Origin of the sequence: Kitasatospora sp. NPDC051853 (assembly GCF_044452665.1) — a bacterium.
Lineage (GTDB): Bacteria > Actinomycetota > Actinomycetes > Streptomycetales > Streptomycetaceae > Kitasatospora.
Map to the genome: position 1 here is coordinate 13,003 of NZ_JBITBY010000001.1, position 18,625 is coordinate 31,627.

14 protein-coding genes and 1 riboswitch are annotated in these 18,625 nt (G+C 72.8%); of the genes, 5 read left to right on the forward strand and 9 right to left on the reverse strand.

Annotation, left to right across the window (positions count from 1 at the left end; translation table 11 throughout):
• Nucleotides 1-94 precede the first annotated feature (94 nt).
• Nucleotides 95-1,120: a PRC and DUF2382 domain-containing protein gene (locus ACIA8O_RS00070; RefSeq protein WP_396291184.1), complete on the reverse strand. Its 1,026-nt coding sequence runs from the start codon at nucleotides 1,118-1,120 to the stop codon at nucleotides 95-97.
• A gap of 231 nt (nucleotides 1,121-1,351) precedes the next feature.
• Nucleotides 1,352-1,451, forward strand: a riboswitch (glycine riboswitch).
• A gap of 238 nt (nucleotides 1,452-1,689) precedes the next feature.
• On the opposite strand from ACIA8O_RS00070, the gene gcvP reads away from it, so the two are divergent.
• Nucleotides 1,690-4,560, forward strand: coding sequence for an aminomethyl-transferring glycine dehydrogenase (gene gcvP, locus ACIA8O_RS00075; protein WP_396291185.1), 2,871 nt, complete (start codon nucleotides 1,690-1,692; stop codon nucleotides 4,558-4,560).
• 241 nt (nucleotides 4,561-4,801) lie between these two features.
• Here the strand turns inward: gcvP and ACIA8O_RS00080 are convergent, their stop codons facing one another.
• Both ACIA8O_RS00080 and ACIA8O_RS00085 read right to left on the reverse strand, forming a co-directional pair.
• On the reverse strand, nucleotides 4,802-4,990 hold the full coding sequence (locus ACIA8O_RS00080) for a DUF5999 family protein (protein ID WP_396291186.1): 189 nt from the start codon (nucleotides 4,988-4,990) through the stop codon (nucleotides 4,802-4,804).
• 237 nt (nucleotides 4,991-5,227) lie between these two features.
• Nucleotides 5,228-5,818 carry a hypothetical protein gene (locus ACIA8O_RS00085; protein WP_396291187.1) on the reverse strand — a complete coding sequence of 197 codons (591 nt, stop codon included), beginning with the start codon at nucleotides 5,816-5,818 and terminating at the stop codon, nucleotides 5,228-5,230.
• 341 nt (nucleotides 5,819-6,159) lie between these two features.
• Here ACIA8O_RS00085 and ACIA8O_RS00090 point away from each other — a divergent pair, with 341 nt between their 5' ends.
• The 3 genes from ACIA8O_RS00090 (at nucleotide 6,160) to ACIA8O_RS00100 (ending at nucleotide 11,798) form a co-directional block, all read left to right on the forward strand.
• Nucleotides 6,160-7,659, forward strand: coding sequence for a glutamate--cysteine ligase (locus tag ACIA8O_RS00090; RefSeq protein WP_396291188.1), 1,500 nt, complete (start codon nucleotides 6,160-6,162; stop codon nucleotides 7,657-7,659).
• Nucleotides 7,660-7,813: 154 nt separating this feature from the next.
• A complete protein-coding gene (locus ACIA8O_RS00095) occupies nucleotides 7,814-10,930 on the forward strand; it encodes a phosphocholine-specific phospholipase C (protein WP_396291189.1) in 3,117 nt (1,038 codons plus the stop codon).
• Nucleotides 10,931-11,003: 73 nt separating this feature from the next.
• Nucleotides 11,004-11,798, forward strand: a complete 795-nt coding sequence (locus ACIA8O_RS00100) for a CPBP family intramembrane glutamic endopeptidase (protein WP_396291190.1) — start codon at nucleotides 11,004-11,006, stop codon at nucleotides 11,796-11,798.
• A gap of 7 nt (nucleotides 11,799-11,805) precedes the next feature.
• On the opposite strand, the gene ACIA8O_RS00105 is transcribed toward ACIA8O_RS00100, so the two are convergent.
• From ACIA8O_RS00105 to ACIA8O_RS00130, 6 genes are all read right to left on the reverse strand, one after another.
• Entirely contained in the window at nucleotides 11,806-12,321 is a 516-nt protein-coding gene (locus ACIA8O_RS00105) for an HAD domain-containing protein (protein WP_396291191.1), read from the reverse strand.
• 67 nt (nucleotides 12,322-12,388) lie between these two features.
• Nucleotides 12,389-13,660 (reverse strand): MFS transporter, encoded by a 1,272-nt coding sequence (locus tag ACIA8O_RS00110; protein ID WP_396291192.1) that lies wholly within the window; start codon nucleotides 13,658-13,660, stop codon nucleotides 12,389-12,391.
• 202 nt (nucleotides 13,661-13,862) lie between these two features.
• The gene (locus ACIA8O_RS00115; protein ID WP_396291193.1) at nucleotides 13,863-14,381 is read right to left on the reverse strand and encodes a dienelactone hydrolase family protein; all 519 of its coding nucleotides are present in this window, start codon (nucleotides 14,379-14,381) and stop codon (nucleotides 13,863-13,865) included.
• Nucleotides 14,382-15,845 (reverse strand): sugar porter family MFS transporter, encoded by a 1,464-nt coding sequence (locus tag ACIA8O_RS00120; RefSeq protein ID WP_396291194.1) that lies wholly within the window; start codon nucleotides 15,843-15,845, stop codon nucleotides 14,382-14,384.
• A gap of 88 nt (nucleotides 15,846-15,933) precedes the next feature.
• Nucleotides 15,934-16,551, reverse strand: a complete 618-nt coding sequence (locus ACIA8O_RS00125; RefSeq protein WP_396291195.1) for an FMN-binding negative transcriptional regulator — start codon at nucleotides 16,549-16,551, stop codon at nucleotides 15,934-15,936.
• Nucleotides 16,552-16,560: 9 nt separating this feature from the next.
• Complete coding sequence (locus tag ACIA8O_RS00130) at nucleotides 16,561-17,220, reverse strand: pyridoxamine 5'-phosphate oxidase family protein (RefSeq protein WP_396291196.1); 660 nt, start codon at nucleotides 17,218-17,220, stop codon at nucleotides 16,561-16,563.
• Between the two features lie 34 nt (nucleotides 17,221-17,254).
• On the opposite strand from ACIA8O_RS00130, the gene ACIA8O_RS00135 reads away from it, so the two are divergent.
• A complete protein-coding gene (locus ACIA8O_RS00135; RefSeq protein WP_396291197.1) occupies nucleotides 17,255-18,583 on the forward strand; it encodes an aminotransferase class I/II-fold pyridoxal phosphate-dependent enzyme in 1,329 nt (442 codons plus the stop codon).
• The last annotated feature ends 42 nt before the right edge of the window (nucleotides 18,584-18,625 follow it).

Sequence of the window (18,625 nt, forward strand, 5' to 3'; positions counted from 1 at the left end):
TCTCTGGTGAAGCTTTGGCAAAGTGAAGCAGCGCACACCGAAGCAGCGAACGCCGAAGCCGCCCCCGGAGGGGCGGCTTCGGTGTGAGGGTCCGTCAGGACGGGCGCAGGGGCTCGGGGCGGCCGGTGTTCTGCGGGGGCGGGGGAGTGGCGGGAGCGTCCGGGGCGGCGGTGGTGTCGTCGTGGATCTCGACCTGTTCGCGGCGGAGTTCGTCGTGGATGACGGCCTCCTCGGTGTAGCGCTCGACGACCAGGCGGACGCGTTCGATGGGGGCGAGGTACTTGCGGACCACCGGGCGTTCCTCCCGGAGGGTCACCTCCTCGACGGCCTCGGCGATCTCCTGCTCGCTGAGGGCGGCCCGCTCGGCCTCGGTGACCGGGACCCGTTCGACCCGGACCCGTTCCTTGACCACCGGGACCTTGCGTTCCACCGCCTCGGAGGTGACGTACTTGCGCAGTTTCGCGGTGCCCAGCACGTGCCACTCGGTGGTGACGTCCAGGCGCTCCTCGCGGCAGGTGATCTCCACCGGGCCGCTGGGCGCGTTGCCGGGGACGGTGGGGGTGGTGGAGGTGGGGACGGGGGTGGCGGACTCGGCCGGCTTGGTGGTGGTGACCGGGGCGGCGACGGGCATCTCGGTGGTGGCGGTGAAGGCCATCGGAGCGGCCGTCATGGTCGGGGCGGTGGTGGTCGCGTTCACGCTGCTGCTTTCCTTGCTGGTGGTGCCGATGGTGCCGAAGTCGAGGTCCTTGGCGGTGTCCGTGCCGTTGGTGGCGACGGCGGCGGCCGCCACCGGGGCGGCGACGGGCGTGCCGGTGTCCAGGCCGTAGTAGCGGTAGAGCTGGAGCTCCTGCGCGGGGGAGAGGTGCTGGCCGACGCCGAAGTCGGGGGAGTCCTTGATCAGGGACTTGTCGTAGGGGACCCGGAGCTCCTCGCCGGAGAACTCACTGGTGGTCAGCGGGACGAACGCGTCCCGGCCGAAGATCCCGGTGCGGACGGCCGCCCACTCGGGTTCGCCGGTCGCGTCGTCGAGGTAGACCTCGTCGACGGTGCCGATCTTGTCACCGTTCCGGTCGACCGCCTTGTGCCCGATCAGGTCTCGCGGGTCGATGTCGGTCTGCACGCTGTCCTCCAGAGGAGAGGTACGAAAGCCCCTGTGACACTCCGTCAGGGGGCGGTCGGCAGAGCTGCCCGGCCGCACTTCACACGAAAAGCCATCAATCGGACGTCGGCCATTCGAACGCCGCCGTTGGGGAGGGAGATGGGCCGTTCGAGGGCGCGTCGTGAGCGGCCGGAGCGCGCCGGGGGCGCCCGTGATCTGCGACGCGACCGCTGGTACCCTGGGCGCGACTGCCGAGCCCGCTCGGGAGAGTCCCCTCCGCCCCGGCGGAGAAGGGCGCCGAAGGAGCAAACCCTCCCCGGAATCTCTCAGGCATCCGTACCGTGCGGGGTAGGTCACTCTGGAAAGCAGGGCAGGACCGACGGCGAGGGAGCCGGCGGACCCCACCCTCACCGACGGTGCAAGCCGACGGGCGGCCGCGGGCTGCTACGTGCGGGCGAAGCTCTCAGGTACAGATGACAGAGGGGGAGGCCTGACGGGTTCGTGCGTTCGAGGCCCCCGCTGTCCCACGGCGGCGATGGCCGACGGCGTGCGTACCCCCGCCGGTCCGTGACCAGGAGGCCTCGACCCCCATGAACGCCAAGCCGACCCTCACCGAGCTCGAACTCGCGAGCCCGTTCGAGAACCGTCACATCGGCCCCGACGCCGCCGCCCAGGAGAAGATGCTGGCGCACGTCGGCTACGGCTCGCTGGACGAGCTGTCCGACGCCGCGGTGCCGGACGCGATCAAGAGCCTGACCGCCCTCGGCCTCCCCGCCGGCCGGAGCGAGGCCCAGGTGCTCGCCGAGCTGCGCGAGCTGGCCGGACGCAACACCGTCCTCCAGCCGATGATCGGCCTCGGGTACTACGGCACCTTCACCCCGCCGGTGATCCTGCGCAACGTGCTGGAGAACCCGGCCTGGTACACCGCCTACACCCCGTACCAGCCGGAGATCTCGCAGGGCCGCCTGGAGGCGCTGCTCAACTTCCAGACCCTGGTCGCGGACCTGACCGGCCTGGACACCTCCGGCTCCTCGCTGCTCGACGAGGGCACCGCCGCCGCCGAGGCGATGGCGCTGGCCCGCCGCGTCACCAAGGTCAAGGGCGGCGTCTTCCTGGTCGACGCGGACACCCTGCCGCAGACCATCGCGGTGATCGAGACCCGCGCCGAGCCGACCGGTGTCGAGGTGGTCGTCGCCGACCTCTCGGCCGGCATCCCGGCCGAGATCGCCGAGCGCGGCGTCTTCGGCGTGCTGCTCCAGTACCCCGGCGCCACCGGTGAGGTCCGCGACCTCGCCCCGGTGATCGAGCAGGCCCACGGCCTCGGCGCGGTCGTCGCGGTCGCCGCCGACCTGCTGGCCCTCACCCTGCTGAAGTCCCCGGGCTCGCTCGGCGCCGACATCGCCTGCGGCACCTCGCAGCGCTTCGGCGTGCCGATGGGCTTCGGCGGCCCGCACGCCGGCTACCTGGCCGTCAAGGCCGCGTACGCCCGCAACCTGCCCGGCCGCCTGGTCGGCGTCTCGGTCGACGCCGACGGCAACCGCGCCTACCGCCTGGCCCTGCAGACCCGCGAGCAGCACATCCGCCGCGAGAAGGCCACCTCCAACATCTGCACCGCCCAGGTGCTGCTGGCCGTCATGGCCTCCATGTACGCGGTCTACCACGGCCCGGACGGCCTGGCCGAGATCGCCCGCCGCACCCACCGCTACGCGGCCGCGCTGGCCGAGGGCCTGCGCGCCGGCGGCGTGGAGCTGACCAGCGGTCAGTTCTTCGACACCGTCACGGCGAAGGTGCCGGGCAAGGCCGCCGAGATCGCCGCCGCCGCGCGGGCGAACGGCGTGAACCTCTACCAGGCGGACGAGGACACCCTCTCGATCTCCTGCGACGAGACCACCACCCGCGAGCACCTGGCCGCCGTCTGGTCCGCCTTCGGCGTCACCGCCGAGGTCACCGAGACCGCCGACGCGCTGCCCGCCGCGCTGCTGCGCGAGGACGAGTACCTCACCCACCCGGTCTTCCACAGCCACCGCTCGGAGACCGCGATGCTGCGCTACCTGCGCCGCCTCTCGGACCGGGACTACGCGCTGGACCGCGGCATGATCCCGCTGGGCTCCTGCACCATGAAGCTCAACGCCACCACCGAGATGGAGCCGGTCACCTGGCCCGAGTTCGGCCAGCTGCACCCCTTCGCGCCGGTCGACCAGGCCGAGGGCTTCCTCACGCTGATCCGCGGCCTGGAGCAGCAGCTGGTGGAGGTCACCGGCTACGACGCCGTGTCGATCCAGCCGAACGCCGGTTCGCAGGGCGAGCTGGCCGGTCTGCTGGCGGTGCGCGCGTACCACCGGGCGAACGGCGACGTCGAGCGCGACGTGTGTCTGATCCCCTCGTCGGCGCACGGCACCAACGCCGCGTCGGCGGTCATGGCGGGCATGCGGGTCGTCGTGGTGAAGACCCTGCCGGACGGTGACGTGGACGTCGCCGACCTGAAGGCCAAGATCGAGCAGCACCGCGACCAGCTGTCGGTGCTGATGGTCACCTACCCGTCGACCCACGGCGTGTACGAGACCGAGATCACCGAGATCTGCGCGGCCGTGCACGAGGCCGGCGGCCAGGTGTACGTCGACGGCGCCAACCTCAACGCGCTGGTCGGCCTGGCCAAGCCGGGCAAGTTCGGCGCGGACGTCTCGCACCTGAACCTGCACAAGACCTTCTGCATCCCGCACGGCGGCGGCGGCCCGGGCGTCGGCCCGGTCGCGGTCCGCTCGCACCTGGCCCCGTACCTGCCGAACCACCCGCTCCAGGCGGAGGCCGGCCCGGCGACGGGTGTCGGTCCGATCTCGGCCGCCCCGTGGGGCTCGGCCGCGATCCTGCCGATCTCCTGGTCGTACGTCCGGCTGATGGGCGGCGAGGGCCTCAAGCGCGCCACCCAGGTCGCGGTGCTGAACGCCAACTACATCGCCAAGCGGCTCGCCCCGCACTTCCCGGTGCTCTACACCGGCCCGGGCGGGCTGGTCGCGCACGAGTGCATCATCGACCTGCGTCCGCTCAGCAAGGAGACGGGCGTGACGGTGGACGACATCGCCAAGCGCCTGATCGACTACGGCTTCCACGCGCCGACCATGTCGTTCCCGGTCGCCGGGACGCTGATGATCGAGCCGACCGAGTCGGAGGACCTGGGCGAGATCGACCGCTTCTGCGACGCGATGATCGCGATCCGCGGCGAGATCGAGAAGGTCGGTTCCGGCGAGTGGGCGGCGGAGGACAACCCGCTGCGGAACGCTCCGCACACCGCGGCGACGCTGGCCGGTGAGTGGGAGCACGGCTACACCCGCCAGGAGGCGGTCTTCCCGGCGGGCGTCAACCCGGCGGACAAGTACTGGCCGCCGGTGAGCCGCATCGACGGTGCGTACGGGGACCGGAACCTGGTCTGCTCCTGCCCGCCGCTGGACGAGTACGGCAGCTGAGGCAGGGCCGCGAAAGCGGCCGACCCGGGGGCGCGGGGAACTGCGCGAGGGTGGAACGGCAGCACCTGCAACTGGCTGATGGTGGGTCAGTTGCAGGTGGGCCGCCTCCCGAAGCGCGCAGTTCCTCGCGCCCCTGTTCACTTGCCCTGCCGCTGGTCGGTGGCGAGGGCTTGCGCGCCCGCGCGGCGGAGCCGCAGATCGAGAGGGGTCTCGCGCCCCTTTTCGCTTGCCCTGCCGGGCGTTAGGCGGACACGAGCGGGCGGCGGGGGGCGATGATGCGGCCGTCGGGGAGGAGTTCGCCGGTGTCCTCGAAGAGGAGGACGCCGTTGCACAGGAGGCTCCAGCCCTGGTCGGGGTGGAAGGCCATCGGGACGGCGGCCTCGCGGTCGGTGGACAGTGCGGACGGACACTCAGGCTGGTGCTGGCACATCGTCGTACCCTCGCTTCAGATTCCCCTGACCGGTCCAGGTGTGAACCGGTGCTCCGACGGGTAGGACTGACGGCCCCCCGCGTCGGTTCCCAGTGTCGTCATCCCGAGCCCTTCTCGCAGCGATTTCGTGACATGCGCCACAAGCGGTGCCCAGGGATCACCCGTTCAGATGGAAAAAGGGCCACTGCCGCCCGACCGGAAGGTCATGCGGCAGTGGCCCTTTCGGGTGAGTGGGCGTCAGGAGCGCCCGGCGGGTGCGAGGGGGCGGGCGAGGAGGGCGAGCAGTTCGCCGGCGGGGTAGACGCGGTGGGCGGTGATGCCGAGCGGGGCCGGGGCGAGGGGGATGAGGAGGTCCACCGCGGGCCCCGGGTCGGGGTGGTGGAGCCAGAGGGCGGTGGCGTAGTGGCCGGGGATGGAGAGCAGCCGGGGGTGGTGCCGGGTGCGGGCGGAGATGGCGATCTGGTGGGCCTGGCGCAGGGCGCGCAGGGTGGAGTCCAGGTAGGGGCCGGCGGTGAAGTGCGAGAAGACGTGGAGCTGTTCGGCCGTCTCGGTGACTTCGGCGGCGGCCACGGGGCCGCCGACGCCGGCTTCGATCAGGAACCGCCAGCCCGTCCGGCGGGCGCCGGCCAGGGGGGCGCCGGGCTCGTCGAGGACGTGCACCGCGAGCGGGTGCGTCGGGTGCAGCCGCTCGCCCGCCTCCCCCTCGCCGTCGCCGGTGGCGAAGGCGAGGGGGAGGGCGGCGAGCGGGCCGAGCGCCGACTCGCAGTCGAGCGCGCCGAGGACGGCGCTCAGGGCGCCCGGCGGTGGCTGGGGGGTCTGCAGGGTCATGGTGGGTCGCCTCTCCGTGCTGGAAACGGCGTGCGAGTGCGGCATACCGGCTGGTGGGTCGGGGACCCGGGCCGTGTCCGGTTGGGCATGGTCGCTTGCGGGCGCGGGCCTGCCGCTCGAAGGTCCTTCGGGGGCGGCGGGTGCCGGGCGGGGACTGTGCGAATCCTGCTCGAACGGATGCACAGGGTGACTTTCCTATCACATTCAGTGCCTGTCGGCAAGTAGGGGAATGGCTGACGTGTCGTCAGGAGTCTTGTCGGCCAACCGCGTTCGAGCAGGAGGCTAGGGATCTTCGGGCTGGGCATGATGCAGGGACCGTTCGGCTAGGTGGAGGGGCACCCATGGGCGAGAAGGTCGTCGCGACGCGCGCGGAACTGTCCGACCGGCAGTTGTACCGGCGCAAGCTCCAGTCCTGTCTGGACGCGTTGGAGCGGATGCTGCGCGAGGGCCGGTTCGACCGTCCGAGGGCCATGGTGGGCCTGGAGATCGAGCTCAACCTGGCCGACGACCTGGGGCGTCCGGTGATGCGGAACGAGCAGGTGCTCTCCTCGATCGCCTCGGGGGACTTCCAGACCGAGCTGGGCCAGTTCAACATCGAGGTGAACATCGCGCCCCGCCGCCTCACCGGCCACGTGCTGGACGAGCTGCGCGAGGAGATCGACACCGGGCTGCGGTACGCGGACCGCAAGGCCGAGGAGGTGGGCGCCCGGATCGTCATGGTCGGGATCCTGCCGACCCTGGACCTGGACCACACCGGGCTGGAGGCGATGTCGCACAACGACCGGTACACCCTGCTCAGCGACCAGATACTGGCCGCCCGGGGCGAGGACATCGCCCTGGACATCGAGGGGGTGGAGCGGCTCAGCGTGGAGTCGGTCTCGATGGTGGCCGAGGCCGCCGCCACCTCGCTGCAGCTGCACCTCCAGGTGACCCCGGAGCGGTTCGCCTCGGTGTGGAACGCGGCCCAGGCGATCTCCTCGGTGCAGCTGGCGCTCGGTGCCAACTCGCCCTTCCTGTTCGGCCGGGAGCTCTGGCGGGAGACCAGGCCGGTGCTCTTCCAGCAGGCCTGTGACACCCGTTCGGCGGAGCTCAAGGCGCAGGGCGTGCGCCCCATCACCTGGTTCGGGGAGCGCTGGGTGAACTCCGCGCTGGAGCTCTTCGAGGAGAACCAGAAGTACTTCCCGGCGCTGCTGCCGATCTGCGACGACGAGGACCCGGTCAAGGTGCTGGCCTCCGGCGGCATCCCCAAGCTGGCCGAGATGCGGCTGCACAACGGCACCATCTACCGGTGGAACCGGCCGGTCTACGACGTCGCCGACGGCGTGCCGCACCTGCGGGTGGAGAACCGCTGCCTGCCGGCCGGGCCGACGGTGGTGGACACCCTGGCCAACGCGGCCTTCTACTACGGGCTGGTCCGGGTGCTGGCCGAGCAGCCGAAGCCGGTCTGGACCCGGCTGGCCTTCGAGCAGGCGGACGAGAACTTCCACACCGCCGCCCGGTACGGCATCGACACGGTGCTGCAGTGGCCGAAGTCCGGGCGCGGAGCCCGGGGCACCGTGCCGGTGGCCGCCACCGAGCTGGTGCTGAACGAGCTGCTCCCGATGGCCCGTCAGGGCCTGGACGACTGGGGCGTGGAGCCGGGGGACCGGGACCGCTACCTCGGCATCATCGAGCAGCGCTGCCTGCGCAGGACCAACGGCGCGGCCTGGCAGGCGGCCACCGTGCACCGGCTGCGGGACCACTACGGGATGGACCGGGGCTCGGCCATCGCCGCCATGACGCGCCGTTACATGGAGCACTCGCGCACCGGTGAGCCGGTCCACACCTGGCCGGTGGGCTAGACCGGTCGGTGCCGTGACGGGCCGTCAGCTTGTCTGGACAACTCGGCCTCACCGGCCCGTCACGTGATCATTGTTGTGTGTACACCTCGGCCGCTTAGACATGGGCGGGTCCGGGCCGGAACGCGGCCGGGAGCCGAACGAGGAGCACCCCCTGATGAGTCCCGAAGTCTCGCGCCGCACCCTGCTCGGAGGCGCGGCCGCGGCCGCGGTCCTGTCCGCCCTGCCGCTCAGCGTCCGGGAGGCGCTGGCCGCCCCCGCCAAGCCGGGGAAGCTGGCGGACATCCAGCACGTGGTGGTGCTGATGCAGGAGAACCGGGCGTTCGACCACTACTTCGGCACCCTGCCCGGGGTGCGCGGCTTCGGGGACCGGGCCGCCGTGCGCGGGGTGAACGGCCGCTCGGTGCTGCACCAGCCGGACGCCTCCCGGAAGGAGGGGTACCTGGCGCCGTTCCCGATGAACGCCGCGCACACCAACGCCTACCAGCAGGGTGCCCCGGCCTTCGGCTTCGTCGACTCGATGAAGGTGTGGAACGATGGCCTGGCCGACGGCGCGGTCTCCCGCCGCTCCTCCGGCTGGCTGGGCCAGGGCTACTACGAGCCCGCCGACATGCCGTTTTACTCGGCCATCGCCTCGGTCTTCACCACCTGCGACCACTACTTCGCCTCGGTGCAGTGCAACACCAACACCAACCGCGACCACTTCATGACCGGCACCAGCGGCGGCACCGTCCGGGACGTGCCGGTGACGGACAACACCGAGATCCCTGGCGGCTACGAGTGGACCACCTACGCCGAGCGGCTGGAGGCGGCCGGGGTCAGCTGGCGGACCTACCAGGCGCTGGACAACTACGACGACAACGCGCTGGCCTGGTTCGCGCCGTTCCAGCAGGCCAAGCCCGGTGAGCCGCTGTACGAGCGCGGCATGAAGATGGTCGGCGACCCGGCGAAGAAGGGCGACCCGTTCGCGATGGGCGACGCGCTGGTCGAGGCGTTCACCGCCGACGTGCAGGCCGACAAGCTGCCGCAGGTCTCCTGGCTGGTCGCCCCCGCCGCGCTCTCCGAGCACGCCAACTACGCGCCGCCGAACGGCGAGCACCTGACGGCCCGTCTGCTCTCCGCGCTGGCCACCAAGCCCGAGGTCTGGGCCAAGACCGTCTTCATCCTCAACTACGACGAGCACGGCGGCTTCTTCGACCACCTGCTGCCCCCGGTGCCGCCGCTGGCCGCCGGGCGCGGCGCCTCCACCGTGCCGGTGGACGGCGAGGTGGTGGTGCGGGTGAGCAAGGGCGGTTCGACCTACCACCGGGTGGTCGGCCAGGACGGCCGGTACCGGGTGAGGGCCGCGGACGGCTCGCTGGCCTGGGCCGACCAGCTGCCCGCGGGGGAGAAGCTGGAGTCCGGCCCCTACCCGATGGGCCTGGGCGTGCGGGTGCCGATGGTGGTGGTCTCGCCCTGGACCCGCGGCGGAGTGGTGGACTCCACCGTCTACGACCACACCTCGGTGCTGCGCTTCCTGGAGAAGCGCTTCGGCGTGGCCGAGCCCAACATCAGCCTCTGGCGGCGGGCGGTCACCGGTGACCTGACCTCGGTCTTCGACTTCTCCGGCGAGGACCCGGTCTGGCCGCAGCTGCCGGACACCAGCGGCAACCGCAAGAAGGTGACCGACACCGGCAAGCTCCCGGCCCCGACCGTGCCCAGCCCGCAGCGGACGCCCCGTCAGCAGACCGGCACCCGCACTGCCCGGCCGACCCCGTACAACCTCAAGCTGAAGCCGAGGGTGCGGGACGGCCGGCTGACGCTCGATCTGGCCAACCACGGCAAGCAGGGCGCGGTGTTCGCCGCCTACCCGGCGCCCGGCGTGGCGCCCCGGCACTACACGGTGGGCGCCAAGGGGAAGCTCTCCGACAGCTGGCCGGTCGGCCCCGAGGGCTACGACCTGCGGGTGCACGGCCCCAACGGCGCGCTCTGGCACCTGCGCGGCGACGCGGCCGCGCAGTACGAGGTCGAGCTGTTCGAGGAGTCCGGCGCCGAGCGGGTGCTGGAGTTCCACCTGATCAACCGGTCGAAGAGCCCGCAGACCTTCCTGATCGGCGACCTGGCGTACGGCGGCGGAGTCCAGGAGGTCCGGATCACCGGGCAGGACACCCGTCCGGTGCGGGTCAAGGTCGGCCGCGAGGGCTGGTACGACGTGGCGGTGGGCGTGCAGGGCGACCTGACGTTCCGCCGGCGCTACGCCGGGCGGATGCCCGGGCAGGAGCAGGGGGTGACCGACCCGGCGATGGGCCTGGTGGACGCGCTCGTCCTGGACGTGGCGCTGGGCGCGGCCTCGGCCACCATCGACGAGGCGATCGTGCTGCCGGGCCGCCCGGCCCGGGTGACGGCGAAGTTCACCGCCGCCTCGGCGCTGTCCGGACTGGAGGCCCGCCCGGTGGTCCCGCCGGGCTGGACCGTCCGCGAGGTGACCGCCGCCCCGGCCGCGCTGGCCGAGGGCGCCACCGCCACCGCCGAGTGGGAGGTGCTGCCGCCCGCCGTGCTGCCGGACGGCGCCGCGCACCGCCTGCTGGTCACCGCCCGGGCCCGCTCCGGCCAGCGCTTCGTGCTGGCCGACGGGGAACTGGCCGCCCGCACCGCCCCGGTGATGACCGGTCACCTGCTGGACCAGGACTTCGAGGAGCTGGCCCCGCTGCTGGCCCCGCTCGGCGCGGTCTCCGGCTGGACGGCGCAGGCGCCGAAGGGCTGGTCGGTGGTGAACGCCCCCGGCATGCCGCAGGGCACGGCGCGGCTGCAGGGCTGGACCTTCCACACCAAGCGGGCCTGGTCCAACCCGGCCGGGCAGGACCGGGGCAACTTCACCCGGGGCCTGGGCGTGCTGGCCGTCGCCGACCCGGACGACTGGGACGACACCGGCGCGCCCTCGGCCAAGGGGAAGTTCGACTCCACCCTGGTCTCCCCGGCGGTGGCGATCCCGGCCGGCGTCACCACCCTGCACCTGGGCTTCGACTCGCACTACCGGCAGGAGGCCCCGCAGAAGGCGGCGGTGACGGCAGTGTTCGACACCGGGCAGGAGGTCCGGCTGGTCCACTACAGCTCGGACGCGACCGGGAACGACAACGCCGGCAAGGACGTGCAGAACAGCTTCGTGGCGCGGCAGTTCGCCGTCCCGGCGGGGGCGGGGTCGGTGACCCTGAAGTTCCGGATGTACGACGCCGGCAACAACTGGTTCTGGGCGGTGGACCACGTCCGCCTGGACCGGGCGCCGATCAAGGGCTAACCCGCTCCCAGGAGCGTGTGCGAGGATGATCGACCCGGCCGCTCGGCCGGGTCGGTCGTTCCTCGTGGGAGTCATGGTGACTGCGGTGTCCACCCCGCCCGAGGCCGCCGGGACCTCCCGGCGCCTGCTCGGGATCGAGCTGCTGGTGGTGCTCGGCCTCTCCTTCGGGATGAGCGGACTCGGCGCGCTGATCAGCTTCGTGGGCTCCCTCACCGAGCCGGCCGAACTGGGCAAGCAGGTCGCCACCCTGAACGGCTCGCGCGCCCCCGGCCGCCCCTGGCTGGACCTGGCCTGGCAGCTCTACTACATCCTGCGCGGCCTGATGCCGGTGGTGCTGGTCGGCTACCTGCTGGTGCGCGAGGGCGTCTCGCTGCGGGTGCTCGGCTTCGACCTGCGGGAGAAGCTGCGGGACTTCGGACGCGGCACGGCCGTGGCCGCCGCGATCGGCGGCTCCGGCCTGCTGCTCTACCTGACCTCCCAGGCGGCCGGCTTCAACCTCACCGTCGCCCCGTCCGGGCTGCCGGAGGTGTGGTGGCGGGTGCCGGTGCTGATCGCCTCCGCCTGGGAGAACTCGATCGCCGAGGAGGTGATCGTGCTGGGCTTCCTGCTGCGCCGCACCGGGCAGTTGGGGTGGGGCTGGCCGGCGATGGTGCTCACCAGCTCGCTGCTGCGCGGCTCGTACCACCTGTACCAGGGCGTCGGCGGGCTGGTCGGCAACATCGTGATGGGCGTGGTCTTCTGCCTGCTGTACCGGCGGTGGGGCCGGGTGATGCCGCTGGTGGTCGCGCACGCGCTGATCGACACGGTGGCCTTCGTCGGGTACGCGCTGCTGGCCGGGCACGTGAGCTGGCTGCCGACCGGCGGCTGACGGGAGGTCAGGCGCAGCTGCCGAGCAGGCCGGCGGAGGGCGGGCGGCGCAGCAGGCGGTCGACGTGGTGGCGCTCCAGGCCCTGGCCCGGGTCGATCCGCAGCAGCAGCCTGTCCCGGCGCAGCGCGGAGCGGCGGGTCAGCGAGCCCGGGATCACGTCGTCGATCCAGGCGAACGGGCGGCCGGCGGCGTAGCGCAGCAGCGGGGCCCACTTGTGGGCCGCTATCAGGTCGAGCACCGGCACCCGGGGGTCGTCGGGCTGCGCCACGTACCCGGAGAAGTGCACCACCGGGAGCTGGGGGAGGCCGAGCGCGGGGGCGATGTGCTCGTTGGCGTGGTCCTCCCAGGTGGTGGCCCAGCAGAGTTCGTACGTCCGCGAGAGCTCGCGCAGCCAGTCGCCGTGGCGGGCGGAGAGCAGCACGGCGTAGCCGAACAGCGTGTGGGTGTCGAAGTCCGCGTCCGGGTGCGGGCAGACGGGGTTGAGGACGCCGTCGACGTCCAGGAACAGCAGTGGCTTCGGCAAGTTGGCTCCCCCAGGTGACTCCTGTCACATGGTCGGACGAACGAGACCGGGGGACGGTTGCGCGGAGTCAGGGGGAAGTGACGGCCGGTTGTTCCGCTTCCGCTTCGGCTTCCGCGGGGGTGGGGGCGAGGGCCTTGCGGCGGAGGGTGCGCACCTGGGACTCGGCGAGCACAGCGAGGGCGAGGACGGTCATCGCGACGGCGCAGAGCCAGAGCGCGTTGCGCATGCCGAGCAGCGAGGCGACCGGCCCGGCCAGGGCGGTGCCGACCGGGGCGAGGGCGATCGAGCCGAAGTAGTCGTAGGCGGAGACCCGGGAGAACAGCTCGGCCGGGATCTCCTGCTGGAGGGCGATCATCCAGTTGACGCCGAAGACGGTGACGCCCAGGCCGCTGGTGAACATCGCGGCGCACAGCAGCGGCAGCGGCGCCTCCAGCACCAGGGCGTAGGCGGGGGCGGCGAACAGGAGGACGCCGGTGTTGCCCGCGAGCAGGATGCGGGCCGGCTGCCAACGGACCATCAGGAAGCCGGAGAGGAACAGCCCGGCGGAGAACGCGGCGAGGGCGAGGCCCCAGGCGTCCGCCCCGCCGAGGCGCTCCTTGGCGATGACCGGGCCGTAGACGGACTCGACCGCGCCGAGGCAGGCGCCGACCAGGGAGAACTGGAGCACCACCGCCCAGAGCCAGCGGCGGGAGGAGAACTCGCGCCAGCCCTCGCGCAGGGCCTGCACCATGCCGGTCTCCTCGGCGGGGGTGGTCGGCGCTTCGAGGTCGAGGAACAGGCGGAGCGCGGCGGCGAGGGTGAAGCCGGCCGCGTCCACGGCCAGCACCCAGCCGGGGCCGATCGCGGTGACCAGCACGCCGCCGAGGGCCGCGCCGGCGATCTGACTGCCGTTCAGGGCCATCCGGAAGAGGGCGAAGGCGCGGGCGGCGTGCTCCTTGGCCACCGACTCCATGATCATGCCCTCGGAGGCGGGGGCGTAGAACGCCTGGCCGGCGCCGCCGGCGGCGGAGAGGGCGATCAGCTGCCAGAGCTGCGCGGTGCCGGTGAGGACGAGGACGGCGAGGAGCGCCTGGGAGGCGGCGTTGAAGAGGTTGGCGCCGACCATCACGTGGTGGCGGGGGAGGCGGTCGGCCAGCGCTCCGCCGAGCAGGAGGAAGACCACCATGGACGCGAGGTGGGCACCCGTCACCAGGCCGACGGCCGTGGCCCCGCCGCCGAGGTCCAGGACGGCGAAGGCGGTGGCGATCGGGGCCCCGGCGTTCCCGAGGCCGGCGATCACGGTGGCGGCGGTCTGGACGCGGTAGTTGCGGCTCGCCCAGGCGAAACGATGGCTCTTCACCGGGCGACTATGGCCGCTCCGCGGGCGGGTGTCACGCGGTTATTGGTTGCTTCGGGGTGGGCCCCGCAGGGGCGCGGGGGAACTGCGTGCTGGGGAACGGCAGTACGTGCAACTGGCTCGTCTGCCCCGACCTCATACTGGGCCGCCTTCCGATTCGCGCAGTTCCTCGCGCCCCCGGGGCCTTCGGCCCCGGGGGCGCGTGTCAACCGAGGTGGGCCCAGAGGAAGGTGAGGGTGCGTTGCCAGGCGACGGTGGACTGGAGGTCGTCCTGGTGGTCCGTCATGAAGCCGTGGGTGGTCGGGTAGAAGTGCATTTCCGGGCGGACGTCGGTGGCTTCGCCGAGGCGGATGGCGGCCTCGTCGACGGCGGCGAGCGGGACGGTGGGGTCCGATTCGGCGAAGTGGCCCAGGACGTGGGCGGTGAGGCCGAGGTAGGAGAAGCCCGGGTCGGCGGGGAGGCCGTAGCAGGCGACCACGGCGGCGACGCGGTCGCCGAGGGCGGTGGCCAGTTCGAGGGCCTGGGCGCCGCCGGGGCCGAGGCCGACGACGCCGATGGCGTCGCCGACCAGGCGGTCGTCCGTGAAGCCGGGGTCGGCCGGGCCGGTGAGGACCGCGAAGCCCTCGGCGAGGAGGCGGTCGACCGACTCGGCGGGGTCGGTGCCGGGTTCGGGGAGCAGCAGCACGCCGGGGCCGAACCCGGCGGCGGGCAGGGTGACGTCCACTCAGCCCATCTCCTCCAGTGCCTTGCCCTTGGTCTCCTTGATGCAGAACGCCACGAAGGGGATCGAGAGCAGGGCGAAGGCCGCGTAGATGACGTACGTGGCGGAGAGGTTCCAGTCGGAGAGGTTCGGGAAGGTGACGGTGATCGCCCAGTTGGCGATCCACTGGGCGGAGGCGGCCACCGAGAGGGCCAGGGCCCGGATCCGGTTGGGGAACATCTCGCCGAGCAGGACCCAGACCACCACACCCCAGGAGAAGGCGAAGCAGAGCACGAAGACGTGGGCGGCGACCAGCGCCACGGTGGCGTGGGTGTCGTCGAGGGTGGCGGTGTCGCCGGTGCCGTGCCGGTAGGAGAAGGCCCAGGCGGCGGTGGCGAGGGCGGCGGCCATGCCGGCCGAGCCGGCCAGGGCGAGCGGCTTGCGGCCGATCCGGTCGACCAGGGCGATGGCGATGACGGTGCCGACCACGTTGACGATCGAGGTGGAGAGCGAGATCAGCAGCGAGTTGGACTCGTCGATGCCCACCGACTGCCAGAGGAAGGAGGAGTAGTAGAAGATCACGTTGATGCCGACGAACTGCTGGAAGACCGAGGCCCCGATGCCGACCCAGACGATCGGCAGCAGGCCGAAGCGGCCGCCCAGCAGGTCCTTCAGGCGCGGCTTGTGGGAGGTGTCGAGGACGGAGCGGATCTCGGCGATCCGGGCGTCCAGGTCCACGTCGGGGCCCTCGACCTCGAGCAGGACCTTGCGGGCCTGGTCCTCCCGCCGGTCGGCGATCAGGAAGCGCGGGGACTCGGGGATGGCGAGGGCCATCAGGCCGTAGACGACGGCCGGGACGGCCTCGACGCCGAGCATCCACTGCCAGGCCTGGACGCCGCCGAGGTGGCCGGTGGACTCGCCGCCGGCGGCCTCGTTGAGCGCCCAGTTGGCGAGCTGGGAGACGGTGATGCCGAGCACGATGGCCAGCTGCTGGAAGGAGGCCAGCCGGCCCCGGTAGGCGGTGGGGGCGACCTCGGCGATGTAGGTGGGGGCGATCACCGAGGCGATGCCGATGGCGATGCCGCCGACCACCCGCCAGAGGCCGAGCATCTCGATGTTGGGCGGGAACATCGAGCCGACGCCGCTGATCGCGAAGAGCACCGAGGCCAGCAGCATGGTGCGGATGCGGCCCAGGTGGTCGGCCAGCCGGCCGGCGATGACGGCGCCCGCGGCCGAGCCGAGCAGGGCGATGGCGACCACGAAGGCGGTCTCGCCGTTGCCGACCTCGAAGTGCTTCTGGATGCCCGTCACCGCGCCGTTGATGACGGCGCTGTCGTAGCCGAAGAGAAAACCGCCCATCGCGGCGGCCGCCGAGATGAAGACCACGTGACCGAGGTGGGCGTCACCGGACGGTCTGGTCTCAGGGATGGTGGACAGGGCGCGCTCCCGGGGCCGGACGGAACGGACAGGAATCGCCCTCCATTCCATCAGCCGGTGCGTCACATCGCATGTTCTGCGGCTGATCTGATGGAATGTCGCCTTCTGTCACCACTCGTCCGGCCTCTCGGGGCGCGGGTCAGACCGGGCAGCCCCCGCTGCGCCGGGCGTTGCGGCGCAGCAGTTGCTCCCGGGCGCCCGCGTCGCGGCCGGTCAGGTGCGGGGCCACGGCGGCCTGTTCGGCGGCGGGCTTCTTGTCGTCGTACTTGAACTTGGCGTCCACCCGGTCGATGGCCAGCCGCAGCCCGCGCAGGCCGGAGAGCTGGCCCCCGTACGGCTGCTGACCGGCCGTCACCGCGCCGCCGGGCCAGTCCGGTTCGAAGTGGGCCAGCTGGCGGTTGAGGATCTCCGCCTTGCCCGCCGCGTCGTCCACCGCCTCGGCGGTGCAGGAGAAGTGCACCGAGGCGTAGTAGCTGGTCGGCACGTGCGGGGCGGCCCGCCACTGCCCGGCGGCGTAGGCGTGGTCGTCGGTGACGGCCAGGGTGACCTTCGGGTCGGCGGCGACCGCGGACCAGAACGGGTTGGGCTTGGCCAGGTGGAGCAGGATGGTGTCGCCGTCCAGCAGGAAGTGCGTCGGCACCAGGACGGGGCCGCGGCCGTCGGGTCCGTTGGCGGCCAGCAGGCCGAAGTCACGGCCCGCCGCCAGCCACTCGCGCCACTCCCGCTCCTCGCCGCGGTCCCAGGACCTGATCAGCATGACGGCCCCTCAGGAGGTGAGCGCCCGGAGGTTCTCCGGGAGCGGGACGGTGGTGGAGGGGTGCGGCTCGGGGGTGCCGTAGACGGGGGCGACGGGTATCACGCCGGCCCAGTACGGGAGGTCGAGGTCGGCCTCGTCGTCGTCCGCGCCGTCCGCCCGGGTCTTGGCCGAGACCTCGTCCAGGACCAGCCGGAGCACCGCGGTCTTGGCCAGCTCCTTGGGGTTGGCCCGGCGGGTCTCGCCGGAGCGGCCGGGGACGGCGTGGTCCACCAGGGCGTCCAGCGCGACGGCCAGCTCCTCCGGGTCGGTGACCTGCTGGGCGGTGCCGTGGGCCACCACGGAGCGGAAGTTGACGGAGTGGTTGAAGGCGGACTTGGTGAGCACCAGGCCGTCCACGTGCGTGACGGTGACGCAGACCGGCATGCCCTGCTCGCCGGAGGCGCCGCGCATCGGGCGGCTGCCGGTGGAGCCGTGCACGTACAGGCGGTCGCCGACCCGGGCGAAGATGGTGGGCAGTACGACGGGCGCGCCGTCCACCACGAAGCCGAGGTGGCAGACCCAGGCGGCGTCCAGGATCGCGTGGATGGCTTCCTGCTCCCAGGTGGCGCGGTCGCGGTAGCGGGTCGGGGTGGTGCGGGCGTTCCGGGTGTACGTGGGCGCGTCCGACATGACAACCTCAATGTACTAGTGCATAATTCGTTTTGTGCTAGGAGACTATACGATCAAGGGACGGCGTGCCAGCGAAATCGCCGCCGACGTCGAACGGGCCGTCAACGACGGGCAGTTGCCGCCCGGTTCGGCCCTCCCGGCGCTGCGCGACCTGGCCGTGGAGCTCGGCGTCAACCCCAACACGGTGGCCGCCGCCTACCGCCTGCTGCGCGACCGGGGCGTGATCGAGACCGCCGGGCGCAAGGGCAGCCGGGTGCTGCCCCGCCCCGTCACCACCCCGCGCGACCAGATCGCCGTCCCGGTGCCGCCCGGCGCCCGCGACCTGGCGGCCGGGAACCCGGACCCGGCCCTGCTGCCCCCGCTGGCCCCCGCCCTCGCGGTGGCCGCGGCCGCCGCCGACGCCGCCCCCACCCTCTACGGGCACCCGGTGGCCGACCCGGCGCTGCTCGCCCTGGCCCGGGCCGGCTTCCTGGCCGACGGGGTGCCGGACGGCTCGCTCGCGGTCTGCGCCGGCGCCCTGGACGCGATCGGACGGATCCTCGCCTCCCGTCTGCGGCCCGGCGATCCGGTGGCCATCGAGGACCCGGGCTGGGGCAGCCTGATCGACCAGCTGCCCGCCCTCGGGCTGCGCCCGGCCCCCTTCCGGCTGGACGACGAGGGCCCGCTGCCGGACTCGCTGGCCGCCGCCCTGGCCGCCGGGGCCCGGGCCGTGGTGGTCACCGTCCGGGCGCAGAACCCGACCGGAGCCGCGCTCACCCCGCAGCGGGCCGCCGCGCTGCGCGAGGTGCTGGCCCGCCACCCCGACGTGCTGGTGATCGCCGACGACCACGGGCACGGCATCGTCACCCAGGCCCACCAGTCGCTGGCCGGGGTGACCGAGGCCTGGGCGGTGGTCCGCTCGGCGGCCAAGGCCTACGGGCCCGACCTGCGGCTCTCGCTGGTGATGGGCGACGAGGGGACGGTGGGCCGGGTGCTGGGCCGCCAGCGGCTGGACTCGGGCTGGGTCTCGCTGCTGCTCCAGCGCACCGTGGCCGAGCTCTGGCGCTCCGGCGCGGCCGCCGGGGTGGCCGAGGTCTACCAGGGCCGCCGTGACGCCCTGCTGGCCGCGCTGGCCGCCCACGGCATCGCCGCGCACGGGGCGAGCGGGCTGAACGTCTGGGTGCCCGTCCCCGAGGAGGCCGGGGCGATCGCCGCGATGTCCCAGCGCGGCTGGGTGGCCGCGCCCGGCGCCCGGTACCGGATCCAGTCACCGCCGGCCGTCCGCTTCACCGTCGCGGCACTGCCCGAGGCGGAGGCCCCGGCGCTGGCGGCGGACCTGGCGGCGGTGCTGCTGCCCGGGCGGGCCGGGTCGCGGCTGGTGTGAGGCCGCGGCGGGAGAGGCGCAGGTGACGGACCCTGGGTAGCC

Excerpts from the sequence above, each read along its gene's own strand:
- gcvP (WP_396291185.1), top strand. The coding sequence starts at position 1,690 with ATGAACGCCAAGCCGACCCTCACCGAGCTCGAACTCGCGAGCCCGTTC.
- ACIA8O_RS00080 (WP_396291186.1), bottom strand. The coding sequence starts at position 4,990 with ATGTGCCAGCACCAGCCTGAGTGTCCGTCCGCACTGTCCACCGACCGC.
- ACIA8O_RS00085 (WP_396291187.1), bottom strand. The coding sequence starts at position 5,818 with ATGACCCTGCAGACCCCCCAGCCACCGCCGGGCGCCCTGAGCGCCGTC.
- ACIA8O_RS00090 (WP_396291188.1), top strand. The coding sequence starts at position 6,160 with ATGGGCGAGAAGGTCGTCGCGACGCGCGCGGAACTGTCCGACCGGCAG.
- ACIA8O_RS00095 (WP_396291189.1), top strand. The coding sequence starts at position 7,814 with ATGAGTCCCGAAGTCTCGCGCCGCACCCTGCTCGGAGGCGCGGCCGCG.
- ACIA8O_RS00100 (WP_396291190.1), top strand. The coding sequence starts at position 11,004 with ATGGTGACTGCGGTGTCCACCCCGCCCGAGGCCGCCGGGACCTCCCGG.
- ACIA8O_RS00120 (WP_396291194.1), bottom strand. The coding sequence starts at position 15,845 with ATGGAATGGAGGGCGATTCCTGTCCGTTCCGTCCGGCCCCGGGAGCGC.
- ACIA8O_RS00125 (WP_396291195.1), bottom strand. The coding sequence starts at position 16,551 with ATGCTGATCAGGTCCTGGGACCGCGGCGAGGAGCGGGAGTGGCGCGAG.
- ACIA8O_RS00130 (WP_396291196.1), bottom strand. The coding sequence starts at position 17,220 with ATGTCGGACGCGCCCACGTACACCCGGAACGCCCGCACCACCCCGACC.